The sequence below is a fragment of the Terracoccus sp. 273MFTsu3.1 genome (assembly GCF_000383675.1).
In the GTDB taxonomy this organism is placed as follows: Bacteria; Actinomycetota; Actinomycetes; order Actinomycetales; family Dermatophilaceae; genus Terrabacter.
Map to the genome: position 1 here is coordinate 136,670 of NZ_KB911820.1, position 24,964 is coordinate 161,633.

Genomic DNA, 24,964 nt, shown 5'->3' on the forward strand with positions numbered 1-24,964 from the left:
AGGCCGGGGGCGGAGGATGTCTCCACCCCCGGCTGGAGGAGGACCCATGGAACTGTCTCGCCGTCGAGTGCTCTGGGGGCTGGGCGCCACGGGCGTCGCCGCCGGGGCCGGCCTCCTGCTGACGCGGGACGAGCCGCCGACACCGAGCCGCGCCGGAGGCGAGTGGACGTCCTTCGGCACCGTCGCTCTGCTCGACTGGTCACGCCGCTCCCTCGCGGCGTCGCACGACCACGCGGCGGGCGGCCACGTGCACGGCGGGGCGGCGACGGTGCTCGTGCCGAGCGCGGTCCACGGCGCGTGGACCGACGCGGTGTCCGTCCACCTGCAGGTGCACAACGGGACGCACGAGCCGGTCGAGCTCTCGCCCGGACAGTTCCGCGTACGTGTCGCCGGCGGAGACGTGACCGTCAGCCTGTACGGCGCCGACCGGGCGGCCGGACCGATCGCCGCCGGCTCGACGGCGACCTTCCGGATCGACTACCTCGTCCCACCCGCCGGCGGCCTCTCCCTGGAGTTCGCCGACGCGATCTCGATGCGGACCCATCAGCTCGGCCGCCTCGGGGAGGGGAGCACGACATGAACGCGCCCACGCGCCGAGAGGTCCTCGCCGCCACCGGGGGCGTCACCGCGATCGCCGCAGCCGGAGTCCTCGTCACGGAGGCCAGCGCCAGCCCACAGGCCGCGGTCACGCCGACCCCCGGTGTGCTCGACCTCTACGTCAACGAGGGCCTCGTCCGGATGGTCGACGACAGCCTCGTCTACATGCGCGGCTTCGGATCGGCCCCCACCGACATCGGCTCGCCCCGCCCCAGCCTGCGGATCAGCCCCCAGGTCTTCCTGGCCGACGGGCGGCTCGTGGGCAGCCGCAGCTACCCGATCGGCGCCGCCCTGCCGACGGAGGGGCGACCCGACCCGCTGGCCGCCCACCCGACCCTCCCCGGCCAGTACCTGATCCGACGGAGGTACTGGGCCAGCTTCTTCCCGCCGCGCACGATCGTCGCGGAGGTCGGCAGCACGGTGCGGCTGCGCGTGCACAACCGACTCAAGCGGGCGCACCAGCTGCGCATCGACGGGATCGCGGACACCGGGCCGATCGCGCCCGGTGGCACCGCCACGCTGGCCTTCACGGCCCCGGCGCCGGGCACGTACATCTACCACGACCCGGGCGGCACGAGCGTCGAACGCATCCTGGGCCTGCACGGGGTGCTCGTCGTCGTCGACCCGGCGCAGCGCTGGGAGCTCGCCGCTGGACGGGCCGAGTTCGAGCGCCAGTGGGTCTGGCTGTGCCAGGACGTCGACCCCGTGTGGGGGGCGCGGGCCAGGGCGGGTGAGGTCATCGACCCGGTCGCAACGCCGCCGGTGCCCCGCTACTTCATGCTCAACGACCGCAGCGGCTTCCGCTCCCTCGGAGTGTCCGACGACGCCCTCGACAGCCGGACGGCCCTCGAGGAGTCGCTCCCCTCCGGATCGACGCGAGACTTCGACGTCCGCGCCTTCAACCTGGGGCAGGCCGCCTCGACCGTCGGCACCGGGCAGCTGATCCGACTCGTCAACGTCGGGGCCGTCGTGCACCAGATGCACTTCCACGGCAACCACGTGTGGACGCTGCGCCGCAACGGCGCCGACTTTCCCAGGCTGGCGGGCCACGTCGACGTCGAGGGCCACGCCGTCCTCCAGCAGTGGGAGGACGTCGTCGAGCTGGACCAGATGGACCGCAAGGAGATCATGCTCCCCATCCGCCGGCCGCCCGAGGTGCCGGAACGCACCTGGGCGGCGCGTGACGAGGACTGGGAGTACCCGATGCACTGCCACGCCGAGCCGTCGCAGACCGCAGCGGGTGGTCTGTATCCGGGCGGCCTCGTGGCGCACTGGACCCTCGCGGCCCCGGGTCCGCGAGTGGCGCACGTGCACGACACGTTCCCGAGCCAGGCCGCCTTCGCGTCGAACCAGCCGCACGAGGGAAGTCCGGAGACGCTCTTCCCGGAGACCCCGACCAAGAGCTTCCTGCGCAAGTTCTTCAACCGTCGGCTCGTCTTCCCCGACGGGGCCGAGCACGAGATCTGGAGCTTCGAGGACGAGGCGTCCGGGCGCCGCTTCCCGGCCCCGCTGATCCGGGTCACCGAGGGCGACATGGTGCACGTCAGGCTCGAGCCCTCGAAGCGGGTGCACACGATCCACCACCACGGCATGGAGCCGGACCCCCGCAACGACGGTGTCGGGCACACGTCCTTCGAGGTGACCGGCAGCTACACCTACCAGTGGCGACCCGACCTGGGCGTCCCGGCGGACCCGAACAACGGCGCGTCCGGCCTGTACTTCTACCACTGCCACGTCAACACGGTCCTGCACGTGCAGATGGGGATGTTCGGTCCCCTGATCGTCGACCCGATCGTCCATCCCGCCTTCCCGCTGGCGCCCGGCGCCCGGCGGTCGTTCATCGACGGGCCGCTCTACGACATCGCCACCGAGACCCTGCTCGTCCCGTACGCCCTCGATCCGCGCTGGCACACCTTCGAGCACGCCGCGGGGCTGAGCGGTGAGGACGTCGGCCTGAACCGCTTCGACCCGAAGTTCTTCTACGTGGTCGGCGGGCTGCTCAACGGGCCGAAGGGGACCGCTGACGTGTCGGCACCGAAGCAGCTCCGGGCGAACCTGCCGGGTACCGGGCACCCCACGCTCTTCCGCATGCTCAACGCGAACTACTTCCCGAGCCGGGCCCGGTTCACCGACACCGCGGGAAAGCCGGTCGAGATGGCCGAGCTCATCGCGCACGACGGTCGGGCCTTCCGGGACACGTCCCGACCGGGCCAGCCGAGCAAACCGGTCCGGGACGTGGGGCATCCGCTGAGGACGGACGCCATCGCCTTCGGTGCCGCAGAGCGCTACGACGTGCTCGTCCACCCGCCCTACCGCGGCACCTTCCTCCTCCACGTCGACTTCACGCACTGGGTGACCGGACGCGTGCTCGCGACGCGGACGATCCCGGTCGTCGCCTCCTGAGCGGTGGCCGGACGAGCATCCTCGGACCCGCGTGTCACAAACGCGCTGCGCCGATCGACGTAGAGGTGAGGGCGAACGACAACGCCCTCGACCTCATGTCAGCTCGAGCTCCGAGGAATTCTCATGACGACGACCGACACGACCATCCCCACCGAGACGCTGCGCCGAGCCGTCCAGGGCACGGTCCACGAGCCGGGCGACCCCGGCTTCGCAGACGCGCACGCGATCTTCTACCGACACCTCGACGCCGCACCGTGCGTCGCGGTCAGTGCGACGACGGCCGAGGACGTCTCGGCGGCAGTCACCTTCGCGACCGCGAACGGCCTGGCGATCGCGGTCCGCAGCGGCGGCCACAGCGGCGCCGGCCACGGCACCGTCGCAGACGGCCTGGTCATCGACGTCAGCGGCCTCGACACCATCGACATCGACGTCGAGAGCCGCACCGTCACGGTCGGCAGCGGGGCCACCGCGGGCGCGGTCACCGCCGCGGTCGGCGAGCACGGCCTGGTCGTGGGCTTCGGCGACACCGGCTCCGTCGGCGTCGGCGGCATCACGACCGGCGGCGGCGTCGGCTTCCTCAGCCGCCTCCACGGCCTGACCATCGACAACCTGCTCGCCGCGCAGGTGGTCACCGCCGACGGGACGCTCCACGACGTCGACGCAGAGCACGAGGCCGACCTCTTCTGGGCGATCCGCGGTGGAGGCGGCAACGTCGGCGTGGCCACCCGCTTCACCTACCGGCTGCACGCCGTGCCGCAGATCGTCGGCGGGCTCCTCGTCCTGCCGGCGACGGCCGAGACCGTCGCCGAGGTCGTCCGGATCACCCGGGAGGCGCCCGACGAGCTGGGGGTGATCGTCAACCTCATGCCGGCGCCTGCCCCTCCCTTCATGCCCGCGGAGGTGCACGGCCGGCTCGTCATCTTCGCCCTGCTCGCGTATGCCGGCACCCCCGAGGAGGCCGATCCCGTGCTGTCGCGCCTGCGCGCGGTCGCGGCTCCGCTCGCCGACCTCGTGCGGCCGATGCCGTATGCGGGCCTCTTCGCCGCGGACGAGGGCGACTACCACCCGGTCGCCACGTCGACGACGGGCTTCGCCCGGGACGTCGACGAGTCCGACGCCGCCCGCGTCATCGAGGTGCTGTCCGAACGCCTGACCGACCCCGGTCTCCAGATGGCGGTCGTGCAGCTCCGGCCGCTCGGCGGGGCCATCGCGCGGGTGGCGCCGGACGCGACCGCGTACGCCCACCGCGAGTGGCCGTTGATGTTCAACGTCGCCGCCATCGTCACCGGCGTCGAGCACCTGGACGCCCAGCAGTCCTGGATCGAGTCCCTGGCGGCGGACATCGCGAAGGGCACGCCCGGCGCGTACGTCGGCTTCTCGCTGTGCGACGACGAGGAGCAGGTGAGGCGCATCTACCCGGGCGCGACGTACGACCGGCTCGCTGCGGTCAAGCGCGCGCACGACCCCGACAACGTCTTCCGCCGCAACCACAACGTCCCGCCTGCCTGAAGGCCCATCACGACGTCGCGCCGCCGAGCGACACGAGGACGAAGGCCTCCACCGGCTCGCCCTTGCCCTTGAGGGCGAGGGCGCCGAGCGGCTCGGTCGTCGCACCCGGGAGCAGCGCGAGGGTCTCGGCCGTGACGGCGACACGCCCGACCGGGGCCTGGCCCTCGATCCGCGAGGCCACGTTGACGGCGTCGCCGATGACGGTGTGGGTGCGTCCGCCCTCGCTGCCGAGCACGCTGACGAGCACCTCGCCGCTGTTGATCCCGACCCGGAAGCGGGGCCAGCCGGGGTGCTGGTCGGCGATCCGCGCCGTCTCGACCTGCAGGTCCAGCCCTGCCTGCGCGGCGCGGCGGGCGTGGTCCGGCTGGTCGCCGAGGCGGTTGAACGTAGCCATGATCGCGTCGCCGATGAGGCGGTCGATCGTGCCCCCGTGCCGCTTGACGACGGCCGGGATCGCGACGGTGAAGTACGCGTTGAGCATGTCGGTGACCTCGCTCGGGTCATGGCCCTCCGAGAAGGTCGTGAAGCCCTTGAGGTCCGCGAAGAGGATCGACATCTCGCGACGCCCGGCGAGGGTGTCGGCGGTGTAGAGCGCGGCGTAGCGCTCCTCGTGCCACGACTGCTGCGCGCCCCACGCGACGAGGACGAACGCGGCGAGCATGAGCACGTGCCAGCCCCACCACGAGTAGTGCCAGTTCGGGGCCATCACGATCGCGACCATCGCCTCGGCGAGGAGGACCATCGCCGACGCCATCGCCGCGGGCAGCAGCCCACCGCGCTGCCACCAGAGGCGCACGTACGTCACGGCAGCCACCCCGAAGAGCACGACCGACACGATGCCCGCGACGACCATCGGCGGGGAGTCGCGGGCCAGCCCCGGCCCCGCTCCGAACGGTCCGAGCCGCAGCAGCGAGGCGACACCCCACACGACCATCAGGAGGAGCAGGGCGACGCGCAGGATCCGTGCGCGGCGCATCTCCGCCGCCGCCCGCGCCGCGTCGACCTCGCGCACCGACGCGACCGCGAAGAGCGAGCCGATGGCGATGCCGACGGGGGTGGAGATGTTGAACCCGGCCGAGGCGGTCTCGAGCAGCATGTGCGGGGTCGCGAGGGCGTGCAGCCCGAGGAAGCCGGAGGCGGACAGGAACGCGAGGGAGACGTACATGACGCGCACGTCACCCCGGCGCACCGCCGCCGCCCCCGTGCCGTATGCCGTCAGCGCGCTGAGCAGGGCCGCGCCGAGGACCATCCAGAAGTGGGTCGGGTCGTGCTGCCACTGCATGTCGAGCTGCTCGGAGAGCCGCAGGACCGCGAGGCCGACCAGTGGCAGCGTCAGCGCGACGGCGCCGACGGCCGCGCGTCGCCGGGCGCCTGGGCGTCCCTCTCCCGGTCCGTCAGCCATCGGGGACGGCCTGCGTTTCCGGACTCCTCGACCGCGACGCCGCCTCGACGAGCGAGAGGTACTGGTGCACCTCCGACACGACGACCGACCCCTCGCCGACCGCCGACGCGACGCGCTTGACCGACCCCGCCCGCACGTCCCCGACCGCGAAGAGGCCCGGCACCGAGGTCTCGTGGGCGCACGGGGGCCGCTCGAGGCTCCAGGCACCGGCCTCGCGGACATCGGCGCCGGTCTGCAGGAAGCCCCACGGGTCGCGGGCGACCGCGGCGGGCAGCCACGCCGTGTGGGGCTGCGCGCCGATCATGACGAAGAGGCCGTCCGCCGGGAGCGAGCGTCGGTCGCCGGTCGTGCGGTCGGCGACGACGACCTCGGACAGCCATCCGTCGCCACTCCCGTCGACGACGTCGGCGTTCGGGACGACGGTGATGGTGGGCGACGCCTCGATCTCGTCGATGAGATAGCGCGACATCGTCGCCGAGAGGTCCGGGGTGCGGATGACGACCGTCACGTCCGCGGCGTAGCGCTGCAGGTGGAGGGCTGCCTGCCCGGCCGAGTTACCGCCGCCCACGATGACCGTGTGCGCCCCGGCGAGTCCGTGCGCCTCGGAGACGTTCGCGCCGTAGTAGACGCCGGAGCCGCTGAGCGCCTCGAGCGACGGCACCCCGAGGCGCCGGTAGGCCACCCCGGTGGCGAGCAGCACCGCCCGCGCCCGCACGTCACCCACGTCGGAGACCGTGACCACGAACCACGAGGACCCGTCGGCGTCGGTGGTCCGGTCGATCGCGGTGACGCGCCGCGTCAGGACGAACCGCGCGCCGAAGACCCACGCCTGCTGGAAGCCGCGCTGGGCCAGCTCCGCGCCGGAGACCCCCCGCGAGAAGCCGAGGTAGTTGCGGATGAGCGAGCTCGTGCCGGCCTGGCCGCCGAGCGCGTGCTCCTCGACGCAGAGCACGGACAGCCCCTCCGACGAGCCGTAGACGGCGGCCGCGAGACCGGCCGGCCCGGCGCCGACGACGAGCAGGTCGACATCGCGCACCTCGTCGCTGGCCCCGTCGCCACGGGGCACCGACAGGTCGGTCCCGATGCCCCAGGCCTGGCAGATCTCGACGTCGGTCGGGTCGAGCAGGACGCGACCGCCCAGCGCCGCGAGCCAGATGACGAGCGGGCCGTCCGCGTCCTCCGGGTGCGGGGCCTCGATCGCCTGGAGCAGGTCCACCGCCTCCGCCGAGCCGCGGTCGAGGTACGCGTGCGGGATCCCGTTGCGGGTCAGGAGGGTGCGGACGGCATGACCGCGGGGGTCGCGGGCCGCCCCGACGACGACCACCTCGCGCCGGCGGTTCGCGACGGTGCGCGACCAGACCTGGACGAACTCCGAGACGGTGCGGCAGAAGAGCTCGTCCGGCGAGGTCCACGGCTGGAGCACGTAGTAGTCGATGTCGCCGAGGGACATGCCGCGCAGGATCGCCTCCGCCGTGCGCCCGTCGGCCCAGGCGCCCCACGGCACGAGGAAGGCGCGGGCGGCGTCCGGGTGCAGGGTGCGCACCGACCGCAGCAGCTCGGCCCCCCCGAGGCCGGGCAGCCACGGGTCGGCGAGGACGAGCGCGACGGGGTCGCGACGCTCGGCCGCGAGCTCGAGGTGCTGCAGGGCGACGGCGCTGTCGGACTCGCCGCGCACCCGGAAGTCCGCGCCGAAGCGCCGGGCCAGCTCGGTCTCGGTCCGGGCCAGTGCATCGAGGTCGTGGTCGACGACGAGCAGGAGAGGACGGGTCATGGAAACCCCTCGTGCAGTGTGCGGGCAGGACGACGTGCGACCACCCCTCTGTCGACGGTAGGACGGTCCACCCGCCTGCGGGTCCCGAACGGACGATCTGCTCGCCCCTCGGCCAAGATGGGGCCATGGCACCACTGGGACCACCCACCGCGTACGACGTCGACCGGATCCGTTGGCACTTCCCCGCGCTGCACGAGGGTGCCGCCCACTTCGACGGCCCCGGCGGGTCACAGGTGCCCGACACCGTCGCGACGGCCGTCGTCGAGACGCTCACCTCGGCCATCTCGAACCGCGGCAGCGTGACCCCGGCCGAACGCCGGGCCGACCGCATCGTCGTCGAGGCGCGCGCCGCCATGGGCGACCTGCTGGCGGTCGACCCGGGTGGCGTCGTCTTCGGCCGATCGGCCACCGAGCTGACCTTCCACCTCGCCCGCACGCTCTCGGCGGTCTGGGGGCCGGGCGACGAGGTCGTCGTGAGCCGTCTCGACCACGACGCCAACATCCGGCCGTGGGTGCTCGCGGCCGAGGCGCGTGGCGCCACGGTGCGCTGGGCCGAGTTCGACCCGGGCACAGGCGAGCTCAGCCCCGATGCGGTCGCCGCGGTCGTCGGCGAGCGCACGCGACTCGTCGCGGTGACCGCCGCGTCCAACCTCATCGGCACGCGCCCGGACCTTCCCGCCATCGCCGAGATCGCCCACGCCGCAGGCGCCCTGCTCTGGGTCGACGGCGTCCACGCGACCGCGCACGTGCTCACCGACGTGCCGGCCAGCGGTGCGGACTTCTGGGTCTGCTCGCCCTACAAGTTCCTCGGCCCGCACCACGGCGTCCTCGCCGCCGCGCCCGCGCTCCTCGAGACGCTGCACCCCGCCAAGCTGCTTCCCTCGTCCGATGCCGTGCCCGAGCGGTTCGAGCTCGGCACGCTGCCCTACGAGCTGCTCGCCGGCACGACCGCCGCCGTCGACTTCCTCGCCGACCTGGCTCTCACCGATCCCTCGCAGCCCCGCCGCCGGCGACTCGTGTCCTCCTTCGCCGCGCTCGAGGCGCACGAGGCCGGCCTCCTCACCGCGCTGGAGGCGCGGCTGCGCGCCGTCCCCGGGCTCACGGCATACAGCAACGCGCAGCGCCGCACCCCGACGCTGCTCGTCACCGTCGAGGGGCACGACCCGCAGGACCTGCGCGTCGCCCTCGCCGAGCGCGGTGTCAACGCGCCGGCTGGGCACTTCTACGCGTGGGAGGCCAGCCACGCGCTCGGGCTCGGCGCCACCGGGGGTCTGCGGATGGGACTTGCTCCCTACACGAGCGCCGACGACGTCGACCGGCTCGCAACCGGCCTCGAGCAGATCTGCGGGGTGGCCCGATGAGCCGCCCGGTGCCGCTCCCGGCCGGCCCGGGGCAGGAGTCGGTCTGGGACTACCCGCGCCCGCCGGCCGTCGACCCGAGCGGTGAGCTCGTCGAGGTGCATCTCGGCGGGGAGGTCGTGGCACGCACCCGGGCCTCGCTCCGGGTGCTCGAGACGAGCCACCCGCCCACCTACTACCTCCCGCTCGACGCCTTCGTCGACGGTGCACTCGTCGCCGCCCCCGGCAGCTCGGTGTGCGAGTGGAAGGGACAGGCGGCGTACTTCGACGTCGTCGGTGGTGGGCGGCGGGCGGCCCGGGCCGCGTGGACCTACCCCGACCCCGTGCCGACGTATGCCGTCCTCGCCGGTCACGTCGCCGTCATGCCGGGGCTCGTCGACGCGTGCTTCGTCGACGGCGAGCAGGTGCGGGCGCAGGACGGCGGCTTCTACGGCGGGTGGATCACCGACCGCGTCGTCGGTCCCTTCAAGGGCGGCCCCGGCTCCTGGGGCTGGTGAGCGCAGACCTCACCCTGAGAGGGGGAGGATCGCGGCGGCCCGCAGCGGCAGGCTGGGTCTCGTCGGGGCTGCTCGTCAGCAGACGCCTGCACGCTCCGACGACACAGCCTCGACCACCGTCGGCTGGCCGGCCGGCCAGCGGCGCCACGCAAAGGAGCACGAGATGGCTGCCTTCACGGTTTGGAAGTTCGACAACCTCGACGGCGCCGCGCACGCCGAGACCGTCCTCGAGGACTGTCAGGCGGAGGGGTTCCTCAAGGTCGTCGACCACGCCGTCGTCACCTGGCCCGAAGGGGACTCGCACCCCAGCACGAGCCACGGGAACGACGAGAAGTGGCGCGGGACCGGCTGGGGCGCGCTGTGGGGCGTCCTCGTCGGGGCGCTCTTCTTCGTCCCCGTCGTGGGCGGTGTCGTCGGCGCGGCCATCGGGGCCATCAGCAAGATGACCGAGGACGCCGGCATCACCAAGGAGCAGCTGGAGACGATCCGCACCGAGCTGACCCCGGGCACGTCGGCGCTCTTCGTCGTCACCGAGGAGGGCGACCTCGACCGGGTCGGCGAGCGCCTCCGCGGGATCCACAGCAAGCTCGTCGCCACCAACCTCACGGACGGCGAGCGCCAGATCCTGCTGGAGACGTTCGGCGGTCGCTGAACCGAGCCGGGCGCCGGCCGGGCGCGGGCGCCGGCCGGGCCGGCGCACTCAGCGCGGCAGCTGCTCGATCCGGGCGTCGACGAGCGCTCCGTCACGCACGTCCAGCCACGCGAAGGTCCCGGCCGGCTGACGCCGGCGGTCGGTCGGCGACCCCGGGTTGAGGATGCGGACGCCGTCGCCGGTCTCGTCGAGCGGGATGTGCGAGTGCCCGAAGACGACGAGGTCGGCCGTCGGGAAACGCCGCCGCATCCGCGCGGTGCGCCCCTGGCGCTGCCCGCTGTCGTGGATCATCCCGACGCGCAGCCCGTCCAGGTCGACCTCGAGCGTCTCGGGCGCGCCCCACGCGGCGACCTCCGCGACGTCGTTGTTGCCCATGACGACGTGCACCGGCGCGAACGACGCGAGCAGGTCGAGGACGTCCGGGGTGCAGACGTCGCCGGCGTGCAGGATGACGTCGGCCGACCCGAGGTGCGGGAGCAGGGCCGGCGGGCAGGCCTTCCAGTGGCGCGGCGCGTGCGTGTCGGAGACGACGAGGACCCTCACGACCGCACGCGCTCGAGGACCTCGAGGACCGTGGCCTCGACGAGCTGCACCTTGTAGCCCGTCTCGGGGAGCGGGCTCGCGCCCTCGGTGGCCAGGTGCGCGCCGGCGGCGATCGTGTCGTCGTCGAGGGTCGAGCCGGTCAGCAGCTTCTCCACGGCACCGAGCCGCAGGGGAACCGGCGCCACGCCACCGATCGCGACGCCGCACGTCGTGACCGTGCCGGCGTCGTCGCGCACGACGCGGACGACCGCCTCGACGAGCGGCCACTCGGCCTCGAACCGGCTGATCGACCGGAAGTAGGCGGCCCGCTCGCCCGCAGCAGGAGGCGGCAGGGTGACGCGGGTCAGCACCTCGTCGTCGGCGAGCAGGTGGTCACGGCTGGGGTCGGAACCGTCGCCCAGCACGTCGCCCACCCCGAGACCGTCACGGTGCGTCGTGTCGACGGTGGCGGCATACGTCAGCAGTGCCATCGCGAGGGACGACGGGTGCGGGTGGACGCACGGGGCGGTGTCGAAGGCGACGCCGTAGAGGTGGCGCCCGTCGCGCGCGGGGCAGCCGTCGCCGCCCGACTTGAAGCACGACATGTGCGGGTGCCGGAAGTACCAGCAGCGCGTGCGCTGGAGCAGGTTGCCACCGATCGTCGCGGTGGCACGGACCTGGGGCGTGGCCAGGCCTGCCGCCGTCAGCGCGAGCGCCGGGTAGTCGGCGGCGAGGTCGCGGGCCACCGTGGCCACGGTGACGCCTGCGCCGAGGGTCGTGCCCGCGTCGGAGCGCTCGACCGCAGCGAAGCCGGGCACCCCCGTCAGGTCGAGGACGTGCGGCGTGGCGCCCGTCGTGCGCAGCCGCTCCTGGAGATCGGTGCCGCCGGCGCGGTAGACGAGATCGCCCGTGCCGTCGGGCCGCTCGTCGTATGCCGTGAGGATCGTGAGGCTCATCGCGTGACCTCCGTGCGGAGTCCCTCGAGCAGCCGGTCGGGTCGCACCGGGAGCGTCAGCGGTCGCCAGCCCGTCGCGTTGAAGATCGCGTTCCCCACGGACGCGGCGGGACTGACGGTGGCGACCTCGCCGAGGCCGACCCCACCGCCGGGCACGCGGTCCCAGCCCTCCTCGTGGAAGTGGATGTCGATCTCCGGGGTGTCGCCGAGCTGGGGGATCCGGTAGTCCTCGAGGTTGGCGGTCAGGGTGAGGCCGGTGTGCGGGTCGAGCACCTGGTTCTCGTAGAGCGCGAGCCCGATGCCCTGGATGATCGAGCCCTCGCACTGGCTCCGGGCCAGGACCGGTGCGTGGATGCGCCCGACGGCGATGCCGCCGTGGACCCCGAGCACGCGGGTCTTGCCAGTGCGGGTGTCGACCTCGACCTCGGTGACGTGCAGGGCCGCCGAGAAGCCGCGGCCGATCTGGATGCCGTTCATCGTCATCGGGACGGCCCGGAGACCACGGTCACCCCCGCGCTTCGCCGTCGCCGACGCGCCGTCGGGGGCCCGGTCGAGGTCGGTGCCGACCCGGTCCCGGAGGCTGGTCGCCGCCTCGACGGCGGTCGACCACAGCGACACCGTCGTGCGGCTGCCCCCGGACGCCGGGCCGTGGGACGTGCCGCCGTGGGAGCGGCCGAGCCGGACCTCGACGTGGGACGGGTCGACGTCGAAGACACCTGCCACCGCCCGGGCGACGACCGTGCGGCTGCCGGTCCCCATGTCCTGCGCCGCCGTCGAGGCGACGAGGTGACCGCCCTGGACGGACACGACGACCTCGCAGTCGGGGTCGACGAGGTAGATCCAGTTGCCGGCAGCCACGCCGACGCCGCGCCGGAAACGCCCGGACTGGCTGCCCGTGGCGGGTCGCCGCTCCCACGTCGGGAGCGCACTGGCCCAGCGGTAGAGCGCTTGACGCTTCTGGTTGCCGTCCCACTGGGCGCGCAGCCCGATCGGGTCGCGGCCGAAGCGGTGCGCGACCTCGTCGACGGTCTGCTCGAGCGACCAGGCGCTCGTCGGCCCGCCGGGTCCCCGGAACGGCGCTCCGGGAGGCGCGTTCGTCACGACGTCGACGTCGCGGGCCAGCCGCGGGGTGCGCTCGTAGAGGAGCATCGACAGGGCGGCCACGCTGTTGCCGATGGCGACACCCGCGTGGCTGTCGGTGTCGACGACGAGCGCCTTCACGGCCTGCGTGTCGTCGTCGACGAGCATCGAGACGCGCGACCGGCTCCCCGGGCGGTTGCCGGTTCCGGTCAGCTCCTCGTGCCGGTCGAGCACGAGCCGCACCGGTCGACGCGCGAGGCGGCTCAGGGAGATCGCACTCGTGGCCTCGGTCGTGAGCGAGAGCTTGGCCCCGAACCCGCCGCCGACGTGCTCCGCGACGACCTCCACCTGCGCGGGGTCGAGGTCGAAGCGGTCGGCGATCGCGTGCCGCATGAGGTCCACGCCCTGGGTGCTGAGCCACACCCGCAGGTGCTGCGGGTCGGTCCAGTCGGCGACGCAGGCGTGCGGCTCGAACGCCGTGTGCAGCTGGGCGGCCGTGTGGAACTCCAGCTCGACGAGGCCGCGTCTCCCGGCGGCCCGCGCGGCGCCGACGCGACGTTTGGCGAGGGTGCCGAGGAAGGGGCTGCGCGAGGGCCCGTGGCGGTTGCCGTCCCAGGGTGCCGGCATCGACCCACCCTCGCCGGCGGAGGGCGCGGCCTTCCGCTCACCCCGGGTCGGGTAGACGAGCGGGGCACCCGGGCGGACGGCCTCCTCGGGATCGAGCACGAAGTCGTGGGTCGTCACCGGCACGACGAGCTCCCGCGCGATCCGCCGGGCCTCGGCGAGGGACTCCGCCGCGACGGCGGCGACCGGCTGCCCGGCCCAGCGCACGCGACGCTCGTCGCCGAGGAGGTCCAGTCCCACGACCCCGTCCGGGAAGCGGATCGGGCCGACCGTGCCGGCCGCCACGTCGGAGCGCCGGATCGCGGCGTGCATCATGCCGGGCAGGACGACGTCGGTCGTGTAGACCGCGGCGCCGGTGACCTTCGCGGGAGCGTCGACGCGCTCCACCTCGCCGACCCCGCCGTCGTGCTCACCGCGGCACGCGGCGGCGACGGCACGGTAGACGCCCTCGTAGGAGCCGCACCGGCACAGGTGTCCGGCGAGCGCCTCGGCGATGGCCTCGCGGCTCGGGCCGTCCGGCTCGTCGGCGCCGTGCTCGGCCCGCCACCGGTCGTGGAAGGCGACGGCGTCGACGACGAACCCCGGTGTGCAGTAGCCGCACTGGAGCCCGTCGTGGTGGGCGAAGGCCCGTTGGACGGGGTGGAGCTCGTCGCCGTCGGCGAGGCCCTCGACGGTCGTGACACTCGCGTCGCGCAGCCGGGTGGCGGGGGTGAGGCAGCCGAGCACCGGTTCGCCGTCGACGAGCATCGTGCACGCACCGCACACCCCGCTCCCGCAGACGAGCTTCGTGCCGGTCAGCCCGAGGCCGTCGCGCACGACGTCCACCGCCGACTCCGTGCCGTCGACGTCGAGCACCCGCGCCTCGTCGTTGACCGTGGTGGTGAGCTCCATGAGGGCCTCCTGCGGCTGCGTCTCGACGAGACGGTGCGCCACGACGCTACCTCCGGACCGGCCCCGGCGCGATGATGGTGTCGAGGGCTCGTGCTCGAGGCCGACGCACGGCCCGACGAGCCGATCCGGGCGACGAGGAGGGTGCCGTCATGCGCATCGCGGTGCTGGGCACGGGCGGGATCGGCGGCTACTTCGGGGGGCGGCTCGCGGCGGCCGGGCACGACGTCACCTTCGTCGCGCGCGGTCCCCATCTCGAGGCCATCCGCGACCACGGCCTCGTCGTGACGAGCGGCGCCGGCGACGTCACCGTGAAGCCGGCACAGGTCACCGACGACGTGGCCTCGATCGGGCCGGTCGACGTGGTCCTCCTCGCCGTCAAGACGTGGCAGCTCCCACCGGTCCTCGCGTCGCTGCCCTCCCTCGTCGGCCCCGACACCGCCGTCGTCACGACCCAGAACGGCGTCGAGGCGCCCGACCAGGTCGCGGGCGTCGTCGGACGCGCCGCCGTGCTGCCCGGCATCGCCAAGATCTTCGCGTTCATCGACGGCCCCGGCCGCATCACCCACGCCGGCGGCCCGGCCTCGCTGGCGTTCGACGAGTGGTCGGCCGCTCCCGGCGCCACGTCCGACCGGGTCACGCGGCTGCGCGAGGCGGTCACGGCGTCCGGCGCCGTCTCGCCCGTGCCCGACGACATCTGGGCCGAGCTGTGGTCCAAGATGCTCTTCGTCGTGCCCTTCGGCGGCCTCGGTGCCGCCCTCGACGCGACCATCGGCGAGCTCCGCTCGCAGCCGCCCCGACGTGCGCTCCTGCAGGACGCGATGCGGGAGGTGGAGACGCTGGCCCGGGCCCGCGGCATACGCCTGCCCGAGCGCGTCGTCGCGGGCACGATGGCCTTCGTCGACGACCAGCCGGCCGACGCGACGACCTCGCTCCAGCGCGACCTGCTCGAGGGCAGGCCGTCGGAGCTCGACGCGTGGACGGGCGCCGTCGTGCGCCTCGCCGGCGAGTCCGGCGTCGACGTCCCGCTGCACCGGCTGCTCCTCGAGCTGCTCACGTCACGCCACCCGGGAGCGCTGCTCGGCTGACCGCGGGACCCCGCCCCCGGCGTACGCCCTCGGCGGGCCGGCCGCGTTCGTGACGGTCAGAGGTCCGGGCGACACACCCCGCGGCCGAGGATCGCGAGCCCGCGCCGGTCCCCGTCGGCCGGTCCGGCGCCGGTGCCGCCCGTCAGCGACATCAGCTGGGTCCCGTCGGAGACGTGGTTGAGCCCGAGGACGTGACCGATCTCGTGCTCGACGACGGCCCGCGCGGAGTCCCGGCGACCCGCCGCGAGCAGGTCGTCCATGGCCTCGGCATCGAGCCAGACGGAGCCGGTGACGTAGACGAGGGCCCCGTCGCCGGCCGCCCGCGGCGTGCTGCCGCCGAGGCCGACCGTGCCGCCGGCGAGGCGCGGGATCTGGTCGGGCGTCGCGAACGCGATGTAGACCGGAGCCCAGCGGTCGCCGTAGCGGTCCGGCTGGTACGGGTCGCGCTCGGGCGTCGGCGCCTCGTCGGTCAGGCCGTCGTCGACGAAGCGCAGCCCGCTCGCCTCGGACATCGTCGCCACGGCCTCGCGCACGAGGGCGTCGCCGCCCGGGGGAAGACCGACGGTGCTCGTCGTGAAGTGGATCGGCCGGCAGGGGTCGTAGGCCACCGGGTCCGTCCCGTTGGCCTGCATCCGCATGAACGTGTAGCCGCCGTTGCCGCCGGGCATCGTCGGAGGCGCGCCGAGCGGCGCCTGGGCCGCGCCGATGCCGGCGGGCGGCGAGTCGACACCGAAGCCGTGCCGCGAGTCGAACGGTCTGGCCTGCCACAGCCACAGCGGGACCAGGACGGCCAGGACCGTGATGAGCACGGCGCCGAGCCACACGGGACGGCAGCCGCGGGACGCGCTCGCGCCGGTGGCTCGGTGCCGACCGGGTGCGCGGACGAAGGACCCCTGACGCATGTCTTGCATGGTGCCGTGAACCGTCCGTCCTGTCGCCCCGAGAGCGTTCGAGAGCCGGCGCCTCACGCGCGACTCCTCATCCCGTACCCAGCGGGACGCCCCGTCGGGCGCCCACAAGCGCGTCGGCTAGGTTCTGCGTCCGTGGAGTGGTTCGAGGCAGTGCGCGACCGGGTCGTCCCCGCGACCGGCGACGTCGCCCTGGCGGCGCCACGCCTGCTCGTCGTCCTCGGCGTCGCGCTCGTGCTCGTCGCCGTCGAGCCCCTCTGGCGGGTCGTCCGTCTCGCCGTCACCCTCGTGCACGAGCTCGGTCACGCCGTCGTCGGGGTGCTCGTCGGCCGCCAGTTCACCGGCTTAGTCCTCCGGGGCGACATGTCCGGCCACGCCGTGACCCGAGGTCCGGTCCGCGGCGCCGGTCGCGTCGCGTCGACGTGGTCCGGCTACCCGATGCCGGCGCTGCTCGGCGCCGCCATGGTCTGGGCGGCCGAGCGCGGCTGGGCCGCCTCCGTCATCACCGCCGGCCTGGCCGTCCTGCTCTTCGCCCTCGTCCGGGTCCGCTCGGCGCTCACGGTCGTCGTCATGGTCGTGGCCATCGTCGGCTCGGCGGCGCTGTGGTGGTGGCGCGACGACGCGCTCCAGACCCAGGTCCTCGTCGGGCTCGGCGTCGTCCTCGTCGTCGGCGCGTGGCGCCACCTCGTGGCGGTGCTCCAGGACCGGAGCAGCGGGAGCGACCCCGGAGTCCTCGCCTCCCTGACCCATCTGCCCCGCTCGGTCTGGAACCTCTCGTTCGTCGTCATGGGCGCCCTCGCGACGTGGGTCGTCGTCGCCGAGGTCGTCGCCACCCTGCGCTGACCGGTCGACGACCACGGCGGCGCCGGTGATCGACGCGCCGTGGAATGGGTAAGCGGTGCTCGGGTGGGGCCAGGGGGAGCCACCCGCACCACCTCGGGGGACGCCGCATCCGGTGCACGGATGATCGCGGCAGCGGCCCGGCGGCATACAGGGGGACCGAGGGTATGCCGTCGGGCTGGGCCTCGCTCGACGGCCGCCGCCCAGGGTCCGCCGGACCGCTACAGGACGTGGTGGGCGATGAGCTTGTTGATGTAGGCGACGTCGGTGTTCCCCTTGAACTCGAACTTCACCTTGCCCAGACCGGAGAACCAGAGCTCGAGCTCGGCGTCGAGGTCGAAGGTCCCAGCGGTCTCGAGCGAGAAGGCCTGCACCTTGACGTACGGCAGCGACGTGAAGTCCTTCTTCTTTCCGGTGATGCCCTGGACGTTCACGGCGATGATGCGCTTGCTCGTGAAGACGATGTAGTCCCGCATGCCCTTGAAGGCGAGGTAGCCCTGCTCGCCTTCGATGAGGAGCGGGTCGATCTGACCCGCCACTTCGGCGTAGTCGATCCGTCCCAGCTTGATGTAGCTGGCGTTCTGGAAGTCGATCATGCGGATCCCTGCTGTGAGTCGCGGACGGAGCCGCGAGCCTAACCGGGGCCCCCGTCAGTTGAGACTGAAGGGCGGGATCGGCGCCCGGCCGACCGCGCCCAGCGCGTCGGCGAACTCCCGCTCGCGCCGGACGAGCCTGATACCGAGGCGCAGGCGGGACTCCGTGTCGCTGCTCGCGAGGAGGCGCTGACGGTCGGCCACGTCGAGGCTCACGGTGTCCGGGACGGCATACGCCAGCGACCGGTCCTCGGTGGGGAGCTCCGCCTCGGCGCCGGTGGCCGCAGCGAAGGCGGTGAGCTCGGCGCGCAGCCGCGCCGCGAGGACGGTGATGGCCGGGACGTCGCCGTCGGGCTCGGTCAGCCACGTGATCCGGGCGGTGGTGTACGGGGTGCCAGCGGACTCGTCGATCGCGTCGAGATGGAAGCGGTCGGTGCCCTCCGAGACGGCGAGGAAGCGCTCGCCCTCCAGGGCAGCGGCCTGGACGAGCAGGGCACCGCAGCCGACGGGGTGCAGCGCACGCACACCGTCGTCACCGACCTCGAAGCCCTCCCGGATCGCGATGACCCCGAAGACCGGCAGACGCTCGTCCTGGCCGTCGAGCAGGTCCTTGAGCAGCTGGACGTAGCGCGGCTCGAAGATCTGCAGCGGCAACCGCGCACCGGGCATGAGCACGGTGCCGAGCGGGAAGAGCGGCAGGGTCGCCATGAAGCCAGCCTAGGTCGGAACGGCGACCGTGGCAGGTGGGCTGTCGAGCCCTCCGTGCCGGACGGGGCGCTCGGTCCCGACCCTCAGTCGCGGGCCCCGGACGGCATGGCCTGGGTGGCGCCGAGCTGGTCGGCGGTCACGGCCGGGCCCGAGCCGGTGCGCTGTCCCGGGTCGCGGACCTCGCCGTGGAGCTCCTCGACCTCGTCGAGCATCTCGGCAGGCGAGCCGTTGATCGCCGTCGCGAGACCGAGGGCCAGACCGCGCAGCTCCTGGTCGCCGAGGCCGAGGCGGACCGCGACGGCGGCGGCGTTGGCCGGACGCTTCTCGGGGTCCTTCTCGAGGCACTCCGCGATGAGGTCGCGCAGGTCCTCGGGGACGTCGTCGGGCAGCGGCGGGGGCGGCTCGTTGACGTGGCTCAGGGCCGTGGCGATGGGGGTGCCGCGGTCGAAGGGACGCTTGCCCACGAGCATCTCGTGGCCGACGACGCCGAGGGCGTAGAGGTCGCTCGCGCCCGTGGCGGCGTGGCCGAGGGCCTGCTCGGGGCTGATGTAGTTGGGCGTGCCGAGCATCTCGCCGTGCTGGGTGTGCCCGGACGCGTCGAGGGCACGTGCGATGCCGAAGTCGGTGAGCTTCACGAGGCCGTCCTCGCGGACCATGATGTTCGCCGGCTTGATGTCGCGGTGCACGACGCGGGCCTCGTGGGCGACGCCGAGCGCGAGCGCGGCCTGGCCCATGATCGAGCGCACCTCGGCGGGGGCCAGCGGGCCGCGCTGGTTGAGCACGGCCGAGAGCGGCTCACCGGAGACGAGCTCCATGACGAGGAAGGCGAGGCCCTGGTCCTCGCCGTAGTCGAAGACCGTCGCGATGTTCGTGTGCAGCAGCGCCGCCGAGTGCACGGCCTCGTCGCGGAAACGGAGCGCGAAGAGCCGCTCGTGGTCGGCGTCGGGACGCATGACCTTGACCGCGACCTCACGCTGCAGCACCGAGTCGGTGCCGGCCCAGACGTCGGCCATGCCACCGGAGGCGATCCGGCTCACGAGGTGGTAGCGGTCGCCGAGGACGAAGCCTTCCTGCAAGCGGTTCATGTCAGTGGCACCGGAGCCTTTCGGTCTGAAGGTGCACGTCAGATGACATCTCAGGGGCCTTCGTCAGCGGTCATGGTACGGGACCCGGCGATGATTCAACATTCACGGGCTTGGTCTCTGCTGAACCGTGCCCCCGGGCACGGCTCCCGCCTACATACCCCTCGGGTCAGGGCCTCGAACACCCGTTTCGCGGCGCGTACGCCGGGCCCGGCGACACACGATGGCGTATGCCGCCGGGCCGGGTCGGTCGTCGACGTGGCCCCTGTGGATCCACGCGACGACGGTCGGACGAGGCAATCGGGCGAGGCGATCGGGCGAGGCGACCGGTCGGGGTCACGCGGGTCAGGCGGGACGGCGCCGGTTCGTCGAGGCGATCAGGAGGCCACCCGCGGCGACGACCGCAGCGGCGACGCCGAGCCCGACCACGGGCAGGTCGGACGGCTGGGGCGAGGGCAGGACGATCCGTCGCGACACGGGTGCGACGACGGCCGGCGTGCCTCGCTCGGCGGAGTTCGCCGATCCCGCGCCGGTCCCGGCGGACGCGGACGACTGGTCGGCGCAGGACACGACCGACCCGCCGCCGACGTAACGGCAGCTCGTCGACGCGGACTGAGGCTGGGAGCCGGAGACCGGGTCGGGTCGCTGGAGGGCGAGGGCCGGGCCGGCGACGGCGAGGCAGAGGACGGCCGAGGTGCCGAACGCCGCTGCCGAGCGGCGACCGAGTCGAGTGCTGGTGGAGGACTGACTGGACATGTGGCGCTCCTTTCACGTGGAGAGTCGACCCCGCACGGCCGCGCCATGGACCGCGATCGCTCCCGGGGGCGCCGGGCCTTCGGGGATTCCGTCGGGCCGTGACCGGAGCTGATCGAGCTGGGTAGCGGACAGACGCACGACCGGGGCCCCAGATACCGAATCCGCCTGCTGGTGCTGCGGATCTGGGTGCGCAGGCACCCGCGGACAGACGAGAGGGCCCCGACCAGATCGGTCGGGGCCCTCGTCTTCACGCGTGCGCGAGGGGGGAACCGTCCTCCCTCGCTGGCGCTCGGTCGTCCTCCCAAATCCACCGGTTCCATACGCGTGAAGACGAGGGCCCCCAGACAGCGCGAAGGGCCCCGACCAGATTGGTCGGGGCCCTCGTCTTCACGCGTGCGCGAGGGGGGATTTGAACCCCCACGCCCTTTCGGACACTGGCACCTGAAGCCAGCGCGTCTGCCATTCCGCCACTCGCGCGTGACAAGCAGACAGTGTGCTGTATGAGGCCCGCTATCGCCAAACCGGCTCCCCGTCGGTCGCCGGCGACGGCTGATGGAACGCCCGATGGTGCTGCGACAGGTGGGGTGATCACACCACCGGACGCAGGATCATCGCGCAGGTCATGACGACGGTCCGGCGCAGGACGTCACGGCCGGTCGCGGGCGCCGCCGTGCGGCACCCCGAGGAGGTATGCCGCGTCGGCGAACCCGCCGCCGAGCACCCCGGGCGGGCGGCTCGGGTCGCGCTGCTCGACGCCCGCGGCATACGCCTCCGCGTCGTCCTGCGGGTCGAAGCCGATCGCGAGACCGGGCGCCAGGTCGACCCGGCGCCGGGTGTTGCGCGAGACGCCCCAGACGACGTGGTGACCACCGGACGACGTCGTCAGCGTCGCGAGCACGAGCCGCGCCATGTCGTCGGGGGAGAGCCACGACTGGAGCGAGCGCGGGCCGCCGGGGGCGTCGTCGAAGGTCATGATCCGGGCGCTGACGACCGTCATCGCGAAGCGGCCGGCATACAACCCGCCGAGCGCCTCGAGCGCCGCCTTGCTGACGCCGTAGTACGTGTCGGGCGCCGGCAGCGGCATCCCCTCGGCGGCAGCCGGCGAGTCCACCGGGACGTAGCCCGCCGCGTGCACCGAGCTCGCGAGCAGCATCCTCGTCACCCCCGCGCGCCGCGCCGCCTCGCACACGGCGTGCGTGCCGTCGATGTTGACGGCGAGGATGTCGGCCCAGGACCGCTCGTCGGAGTGCGCGCCGAGGTGGACGACGAGGTCGGCGCCGGCGAAGGCCGCCGCGTGGCCGTCGACGTCACGCAGGTCGCACTCCACGACCCGCTCCGTCGCGGCGTCGACGTCGCGGACGACGACCCCGACGCCGTCGCAGAGCACGAGCCGGTGGCCCGCTGCGCGCAGCCGTGGTCGCAGCGCCGTCGCGATGCGCCCGGCGGCTCCGGTCAGCGCGATGAGGGCCACGTCAGCAGCCTCCCCGACCTGGCCGCAAGCGTCAGAGACCGTCGACGACGACGGCAGCCATCTCCATGCACGACTGGTGCGTCTTGGGGCTGATCTTCAGCGGGTCGAGGTGCAGGCCCGGCGCGAGCATCGGGTCGTAGGGGATGTCGACGACCGCGCGCACCCACTGCTCGAAGTGCTCGCGGGTGTGGACGCCGGCGCCGACGTCGTTGCCCTTGGCGGACGTGTGCGAGATGACGCAGACGGCGTTGCGCACGAGGTCGCCCCGGCCCATCGCGACGAGCGCGTCGAGGTTCTTGGCCGCGACGACCGACGTGTCGTCCTTGAGCGAGGTCGCGAAGACGAGCATGTCCGCGCGGGCAGCGGCTGCGAGCCAGTTCGGCGACAGACGGTTGTTGCCGGTGTCGACGACGATCATCCGGTAGAAGCGCGAGAGCTGCGTGTGGAGGTTCTCGAACTCCGACTCACCGATGATGCGCATCGCCTCGTCGTCGTCGGCCGAGGCCAGCACGTCGAAGCTCAGGCCCCGCTGCTCGCGCACCCAGTGCTCGAGCTCGGACGTGCCGGCGTTGGGGTCGTTGGCGATCGTCGGCAGGGCGCCGAGCAGGTCGACGACCGTGCGGTGGTGGCTCTGCGACGGCGCGCGCATGCCGAGGGTGCCCTCGGTCTCGTTGTTGTCCCACGCGAGCACCGAGCCCGAGCGGTAGCGGCCGAGGTAGCTCGCGAGCATCAGCGTGACGAGGGTCTTGCCGCCGCCACCCTTGGTGTTGATGACCATGATCGTCTTGCGGCCGTTGAGGGGCCGGGCGATGCGGTCGATGCGGTCGCGCTCGAGCATCTCCTTGACGCTCGGGCCGAGGCCGAACGCCTTGCGCAGGCCGGAGTTGGCCTTGACCTTCTGGCGCTCACCCTTCGACCGGGCCGTGATGAGGTCCTCGGCGCTCGGGCGGTCGGAGTTGCCGGTCCGCGGAGCGGGGGTCAGGTCGTAGGACGGGTCCGCGGGGGTCTCGACGTCGTGGCCGAGCTCGGCGGCCGCGGCGGCCACGTCGGGGTCGACGGCCGGCCGGGCGGCATACGCCTGCTGGGCCGCGGTGTGGTCGGTCGACGCCGCAGCCGAGGGGCCGGGCACCGTGCCCGCCGCGTAGTCGGCGAGGCTCGCTCCGGCGGGGGTCCACCCGGTGTACGTCTCCTCCGGCTCGTCGCTGCTCACAGCGGGCCACTCGGCGGTGCCGGGGTCGGAGGGCTGCCAGTCGGTCCACGAGTTCGTCGCCCCGGAGGAGCCGGACGTGTCTGCGTGGTCCTGGGTCGAGCCGTTCTGGGCGTGGCCGTTGAGATCGGAGGCGGCGCCGGCAGCGCTCTCACTGCCGTACTCATAGGACGCGGTCCAGTCGTCGGACGCGGATCCAGCGTCGCCCGGGGCGACGGTCGGGATGGCACTGGTGTCGCCGGACTGCCAGGAGGTGTCCTCCCAGGTCGAGCTCCACGGGTCGGCCGGCGCCTCGTCGGGCTGGGGCGCGCCGGTGGTCGCCGTCGGGATGGGAAGGGCGAAACCACCCGGGATGGAGTTGTTCGCCGAGAAGCCGGGGATGCCCTGGCTCTCGGTGTTTCCGGTCTCGTCCTTGCTCATCGAGCGCTCCTTGCTGGCCTAACCACGTGCGGGACCCCGCCGCGGGACCCCGTGTGATCGTCCCATGCTTCCGTCGCACATCAAACCCGCCGACCGGGGCCTACGGGGCCGAAACGGACGTTTCACGCAGCCCCGTGCCGACTGTCGGTTGGGGGCTCGGGGTGCTGACCCGGTTACGATGAAGCGCCCGACAGGAGCGCTCACCAAGGAGGAGGAGACGGCGTGGGAATCATCAACCGTGTCGAGCACGGTCTCGCCAAGGCTGTCCACGGTGCCTTCGCCAAGGCGTTCAAGTCCGAGGTGCAGCCCGTCGAGATCGCCTCGGCCATCCGCCGCGCCATGGACGACCGGGCGGCGCTGCTCGGCCACGGCCGGGCCATGGTGCCCAACCTCTACACGATCGAGCTGAGCCAGACCGACTACGAGCGGCTCGGCGACTACGAGGACGACCTGTCCGACGACCTCGTCGCCGCGGCCCAGGAGCACGCCGACTCGCAGGGCTACCAGCCCGGCGGCCCCCTCGAGGTCGCGCTCGTCGAGGGCGAGGGGCTCGAGACCGGCGTCTTCCGCGTGCGTCCCGCCACCGCCAAGCAGGCCGCGCGCGAGTCCGCCGGCCGCGAGCCGGCGCCCGTCGCGCCGCGGCCGCAGACCACGAACGGCACGGCCATCGACGAGGCCCCGGTGCACCGTCCGGCACCCCGCTCCAACCCGTCCGCCCGTCCGTGGCTCGACATCGGCGGAGACCGCTACCCCCTCCTCGGCAGCCTCACGACGCTCGGCCGCGACGAGACCGCCGACATCGTCATCGACGACCCCGGGGTCTCCCGCCGCCACAGCGAGATCCGCGTGACGACCGACGGCCCGCACCTCGTGACCTCGATCCGCGACCTCAACTCCACCAACGGCACCTTCGTCAACGGCGAGCGCGTCTCGAGCCAGCGGCTCCAGGACGGCGACCGCCTGACGATCGGCCGGACGTCCGCGACCTTCCGCGCCGGACGCCGGTGAGCGCGATGACCCCCTTGGACGGCCCTCCGGTGATGACATCTGGTGACGCATGAGTGAACTCACCCTGACCCTGCTGCGGCTGGGTCTGCTCGCGCTGCTGTGGATCTTCATCTTCAGCGTCGTCGGCGTCCTGCGCACCGACATCTACGGCACGGCGGTGAGCCGTCGCGGGCAGCGCAAGGCGCTCAAGCAGGCCGCGAAGCAGGACCGCCAGCCCGCACCCAGGCGTACGCCTTCCCCCGCGGCCGTCGGTGCCGGCGCGGCGGGTGCCGCCGCCGTCACCTCCGAGGCGCCTGCCCGCAAGGGGCGCCGCGGCAAGGGCAGCCCGACGACGCTCGTCGTCACCGAGGGCCCCCTGACCGGCACGTCGCTGCCGCTGCGCAGCGGCGGCATCCTCATCGGGCGCAACCCCGAGTGCGCCCTCGTCCTCGACGACGACTACGCCTCCGGCCGCCACTGCCGCATCCAGCCCGACCCGTCCGGCCGTGACGGCTGGGTCGTCGAGGACCTCGGCTCGACCAACGGCACCTTCATCGGACGCGACCGGCTGACCGGGGTGCGACCCGTCGAGATCGGCACCACCTTGCGGATCGGCAAGACCGTCCTCGAACTGCGAGGCTGACCG

General features: G+C 73.3%; 22 protein-coding genes and 1 tRNA gene. 10 read left to right on the top strand and 13 right to left on the bottom strand.

What is annotated here, in order from left to right; translation table 11 throughout:
- The first annotated feature begins 46 nt into the window (after positions 1-46).
- The 3 genes from H283_RS0100585 to H283_RS0100595 all read left to right on the top strand — a co-directional run bounded on the left by H283_RS0100585 (position 47) and on the right by H283_RS0100595 (position 4,509).
- Positions 47-580 (top strand): twin-arginine translocation signal domain-containing protein, encoded by a 534-nt coding sequence (locus H283_RS0100585; protein ID WP_156022894.1) that lies wholly within the window; start codon positions 47-49, stop codon positions 578-580.
- The gene (locus H283_RS26365) at positions 577-3,000 is read left to right on the top strand and encodes a multicopper oxidase domain-containing protein (RefSeq protein ID WP_020141566.1); all 2,424 of its coding nucleotides are present in this window, start codon (positions 577-579) and stop codon (positions 2,998-3,000) included. Before H283_RS0100585 ends, H283_RS26365 begins: the two co-directional genes overlap by 4 nt.
- A gap of 123 nt (positions 3,001-3,123) precedes the next feature.
- Positions 3,124-4,509, top strand: a complete 1,386-nt coding sequence (locus H283_RS0100595) for an FAD-binding oxidoreductase (protein WP_020141567.1) — start codon at positions 3,124-3,126, stop codon at positions 4,507-4,509.
- A gap of 7 nt (positions 4,510-4,516) precedes the next feature.
- Here H283_RS0100595 and H283_RS0100600 read toward each other — a convergent pair whose 3' ends face one another.
- Both H283_RS0100600 and H283_RS23545 read right to left on the bottom strand, forming a co-directional pair.
- On the bottom strand, positions 4,517-5,911 hold the full coding sequence (locus H283_RS0100600) for an adenylate/guanylate cyclase domain-containing protein (protein ID WP_020141568.1): 1,395 nt from the start codon (positions 5,909-5,911) through the stop codon (positions 4,517-4,519).
- A complete protein-coding gene (locus H283_RS23545) occupies positions 5,904-7,682 on the bottom strand; it encodes an FAD-dependent oxidoreductase (RefSeq protein ID WP_020141569.1) in 1,779 nt (592 codons plus the stop codon). The genes H283_RS0100600 and H283_RS23545 overlap by 8 nt, the downstream gene beginning before the upstream one ends.
- Positions 7,683-7,807: 125 nt before the next feature.
- Between H283_RS23545 and H283_RS0100610 the strand changes: the two genes are divergently transcribed.
- The 3 genes from H283_RS0100610 (at position 7,808) to H283_RS0100620 (ending at position 10,189) form a co-directional block, all read left to right on the top strand.
- The gene (locus tag H283_RS0100610; protein ID WP_020141570.1) at positions 7,808-9,043 is read left to right on the top strand and encodes a cysteine desulfurase-like protein; all 1,236 of its coding nucleotides are present in this window, start codon (positions 7,808-7,810) and stop codon (positions 9,041-9,043) included.
- Positions 9,040-9,537, top strand: coding sequence for a DUF427 domain-containing protein (locus H283_RS0100615; RefSeq protein ID WP_028785234.1), 498 nt, complete (start codon positions 9,040-9,042; stop codon positions 9,535-9,537). The genes H283_RS0100610 and H283_RS0100615 overlap by 4 nt, the downstream gene beginning before the upstream one ends.
- A 163-nt stretch (positions 9,538-9,700) precedes the next feature.
- Positions 9,701-10,189 (top strand): DUF1269 domain-containing protein, encoded by a 489-nt coding sequence (locus H283_RS0100620; protein WP_020141572.1) that lies wholly within the window; start codon positions 9,701-9,703, stop codon positions 10,187-10,189.
- 48 nt (positions 10,190-10,237) lie between these two features.
- Here the strand turns inward: H283_RS0100620 and H283_RS0100625 are convergent, their stop codons facing one another.
- The 3 genes from H283_RS0100625 to H283_RS0100635 are packed head-to-tail and all read right to left on the bottom strand — an operon-like array spanning position 10,238 to position 14,303.
- Positions 10,238-10,732 (bottom strand): metallophosphoesterase family protein, encoded by a 495-nt coding sequence (locus H283_RS0100625; protein WP_020141573.1) that lies wholly within the window; start codon positions 10,730-10,732, stop codon positions 10,238-10,240.
- Positions 10,729-11,667: a xanthine dehydrogenase family protein subunit M gene (locus tag H283_RS0100630; RefSeq protein WP_020141574.1), complete on the bottom strand. Its 939-nt coding sequence runs from the start codon at positions 11,665-11,667 to the stop codon at positions 10,729-10,731. Before H283_RS0100630 ends, H283_RS0100625 begins: the two co-directional genes overlap by 4 nt.
- On the bottom strand, positions 11,664-14,303 hold the full coding sequence (locus H283_RS0100635; RefSeq protein ID WP_020141575.1) for a molybdopterin-dependent oxidoreductase: 2,640 nt from the start codon (positions 14,301-14,303) through the stop codon (positions 11,664-11,666). The genes H283_RS0100630 and H283_RS0100635 overlap by 4 nt, the downstream gene beginning before the upstream one ends.
- 107 nt (positions 14,304-14,410) lie before the next feature.
- On the opposite strand from H283_RS0100635, the gene H283_RS0100640 reads away from it, so the two are divergent.
- Complete coding sequence (locus H283_RS0100640) at positions 14,411-15,346, top strand: 2-dehydropantoate 2-reductase (protein WP_028785235.1); 936 nt, start codon at positions 14,411-14,413, stop codon at positions 15,344-15,346.
- Positions 15,347-15,402: 56 nt separating this feature from the next.
- Here H283_RS0100640 and H283_RS0100645 read toward each other — a convergent pair whose 3' ends face one another.
- Positions 15,403-16,248: a hypothetical protein gene (locus H283_RS0100645; protein ID WP_051103510.1), complete on the bottom strand. Its 846-nt coding sequence runs from the start codon at positions 16,246-16,248 to the stop codon at positions 15,403-15,405.
- A gap of 141 nt (positions 16,249-16,389) precedes the next feature.
- Between H283_RS0100645 and H283_RS0100650 the strand changes: the two genes are divergently transcribed.
- Entirely contained in the window at positions 16,390-17,097 is a 708-nt protein-coding gene (locus H283_RS0100650; protein ID WP_020141577.1) for a M50 family metallopeptidase, read from the top strand.
- Between the two features lie 218 nt (positions 17,098-17,315).
- Here H283_RS0100650 and H283_RS0100655 read toward each other — a convergent pair whose 3' ends face one another.
- From H283_RS0100655 to H283_RS26370, 7 genes are all read right to left on the bottom strand, one after another.
- Positions 17,316-17,690, bottom strand: coding sequence for a PH domain-containing protein (locus H283_RS0100655; protein ID WP_020141578.1), 375 nt, complete (start codon positions 17,688-17,690; stop codon positions 17,316-17,318).
- 54 nt (positions 17,691-17,744) lie between these two features.
- Positions 17,745-18,395: an LON peptidase substrate-binding domain-containing protein gene (locus H283_RS0100660; protein ID WP_020141579.1), complete on the bottom strand. Its 651-nt coding sequence runs from the start codon at positions 18,393-18,395 to the stop codon at positions 17,745-17,747.
- 83 nt (positions 18,396-18,478) lie between these two features.
- Positions 18,479-19,480, bottom strand: coding sequence for a serine/threonine-protein kinase (locus tag H283_RS23550; RefSeq protein WP_081633736.1), 1,002 nt, complete (start codon positions 19,478-19,480; stop codon positions 18,479-18,481).
- A 342-nt stretch (positions 19,481-19,822) separates the two neighbouring features.
- Positions 19,823-20,233, bottom strand: coding sequence for a hypothetical protein (locus tag H283_RS0100670; RefSeq protein WP_020141580.1), 411 nt, complete (start codon positions 20,231-20,233; stop codon positions 19,823-19,825).
- Between the two features lie 394 nt (positions 20,234-20,627).
- Positions 20,628-20,710: transfer RNA gene (locus H283_RS0100675), tRNA-Leu, on the bottom strand.
- Between the two features lie 169 nt (positions 20,711-20,879).
- Entirely contained in the window at positions 20,880-21,704 is an 825-nt protein-coding gene (locus H283_RS0100680; RefSeq protein ID WP_020141581.1) for an NAD(P)-dependent oxidoreductase, read from the bottom strand.
- A gap of 31 nt (positions 21,705-21,735) precedes the next feature.
- Positions 21,736-23,331: a hypothetical protein gene (locus H283_RS26370; RefSeq protein ID WP_051103511.1), complete on the bottom strand. Its 1,596-nt coding sequence runs from the start codon at positions 23,329-23,331 to the stop codon at positions 21,736-21,738.
- Positions 23,332-23,553: 222 nt separating this feature from the next.
- On the opposite strand from H283_RS26370, the gene H283_RS0100690 reads away from it, so the two are divergent.
- Together H283_RS0100690 and H283_RS0100695 are read left to right on the top strand one after the other, a co-directional pair.
- Positions 23,554-24,339, top strand: a complete 786-nt coding sequence (locus tag H283_RS0100690; protein WP_020141582.1) for a DUF3662 and FHA domain-containing protein — start codon at positions 23,554-23,556, stop codon at positions 24,337-24,339.
- A gap of 49 nt (positions 24,340-24,388) precedes the next feature.
- Complete coding sequence (locus tag H283_RS0100695; protein ID WP_020141583.1) at positions 24,389-24,961, top strand: FHA domain-containing protein; 573 nt, start codon at positions 24,389-24,391, stop codon at positions 24,959-24,961.
- The last annotated feature ends 3 nt before the right edge of the window (positions 24,962-24,964 follow it).

Bases quoted from the DNA above. Each gene is read 5' to 3' on its own strand.
- H283_RS0100585 (WP_156022894.1), top strand. From the start codon at position 47: ATGGAACTGTCTCGCCGTCGAGTGCTCTGGGGGCTGGGCGCCACGGGC.
- H283_RS26365 (WP_020141566.1), top strand. From the start codon at position 577: ATGAACGCGCCCACGCGCCGAGAGGTCCTCGCCGCCACCGGGGGCGTC.
- H283_RS0100595 (WP_020141567.1), top strand. From the start codon at position 3,124: ATGACGACGACCGACACGACCATCCCCACCGAGACGCTGCGCCGAGCC.
- H283_RS0100600 (WP_020141568.1), bottom strand. From the start codon at position 5,911: ATGGCTGACGGACCGGGAGAGGGACGCCCAGGCGCCCGGCGACGCGCG.
- H283_RS23545 (WP_020141569.1), bottom strand. From the start codon at position 7,682: ATGACCCGTCCTCTCCTGCTCGTCGTCGACCACGACCTCGATGCACTG.
- H283_RS0100610 (WP_020141570.1), top strand. From the start codon at position 7,808: ATGGCACCACTGGGACCACCCACCGCGTACGACGTCGACCGGATCCGT.
- H283_RS0100615 (WP_028785234.1), top strand. From the start codon at position 9,040: ATGAGCCGCCCGGTGCCGCTCCCGGCCGGCCCGGGGCAGGAGTCGGTC.
- H283_RS0100620 (WP_020141572.1), top strand. From the start codon at position 9,701: ATGGCTGCCTTCACGGTTTGGAAGTTCGACAACCTCGACGGCGCCGCG.
- H283_RS0100630 (WP_020141574.1), bottom strand. From the start codon at position 11,667: ATGAGCCTCACGATCCTCACGGCATACGACGAGCGGCCCGACGGCACG.
- H283_RS0100640 (WP_028785235.1), top strand. From the start codon at position 14,411: ATGCGCATCGCGGTGCTGGGCACGGGCGGGATCGGCGGCTACTTCGGG.
- H283_RS0100645 (WP_051103510.1), bottom strand. From the start codon at position 16,248: ATGCGTCAGGGGTCCTTCGTCCGCGCACCCGGTCGGCACCGAGCCACC.
- H283_RS0100655 (WP_020141578.1), bottom strand. From the start codon at position 17,690: ATGATCGACTTCCAGAACGCCAGCTACATCAAGCTGGGACGGATCGAC.
- H283_RS0100660 (WP_020141579.1), bottom strand. From the start codon at position 18,395: ATGGCGACCCTGCCGCTCTTCCCGCTCGGCACCGTGCTCATGCCCGGT.
- H283_RS23550 (WP_081633736.1), bottom strand. From the start codon at position 19,480: ATGAACCGCTTGCAGGAAGGCTTCGTCCTCGGCGACCGCTACCACCTC.
- H283_RS0100670 (WP_020141580.1), bottom strand. From the start codon at position 20,233: ATGTCCAGTCAGTCCTCCACCAGCACTCGACTCGGTCGCCGCTCGGCA.
- H283_RS26370 (WP_051103511.1), bottom strand. From the start codon at position 23,331: ATGAGCAAGGACGAGACCGGAAACACCGAGAGCCAGGGCATCCCCGGC.
- H283_RS0100695 (WP_020141583.1), top strand. From the start codon at position 24,389: ATGAGTGAACTCACCCTGACCCTGCTGCGGCTGGGTCTGCTCGCGCTG.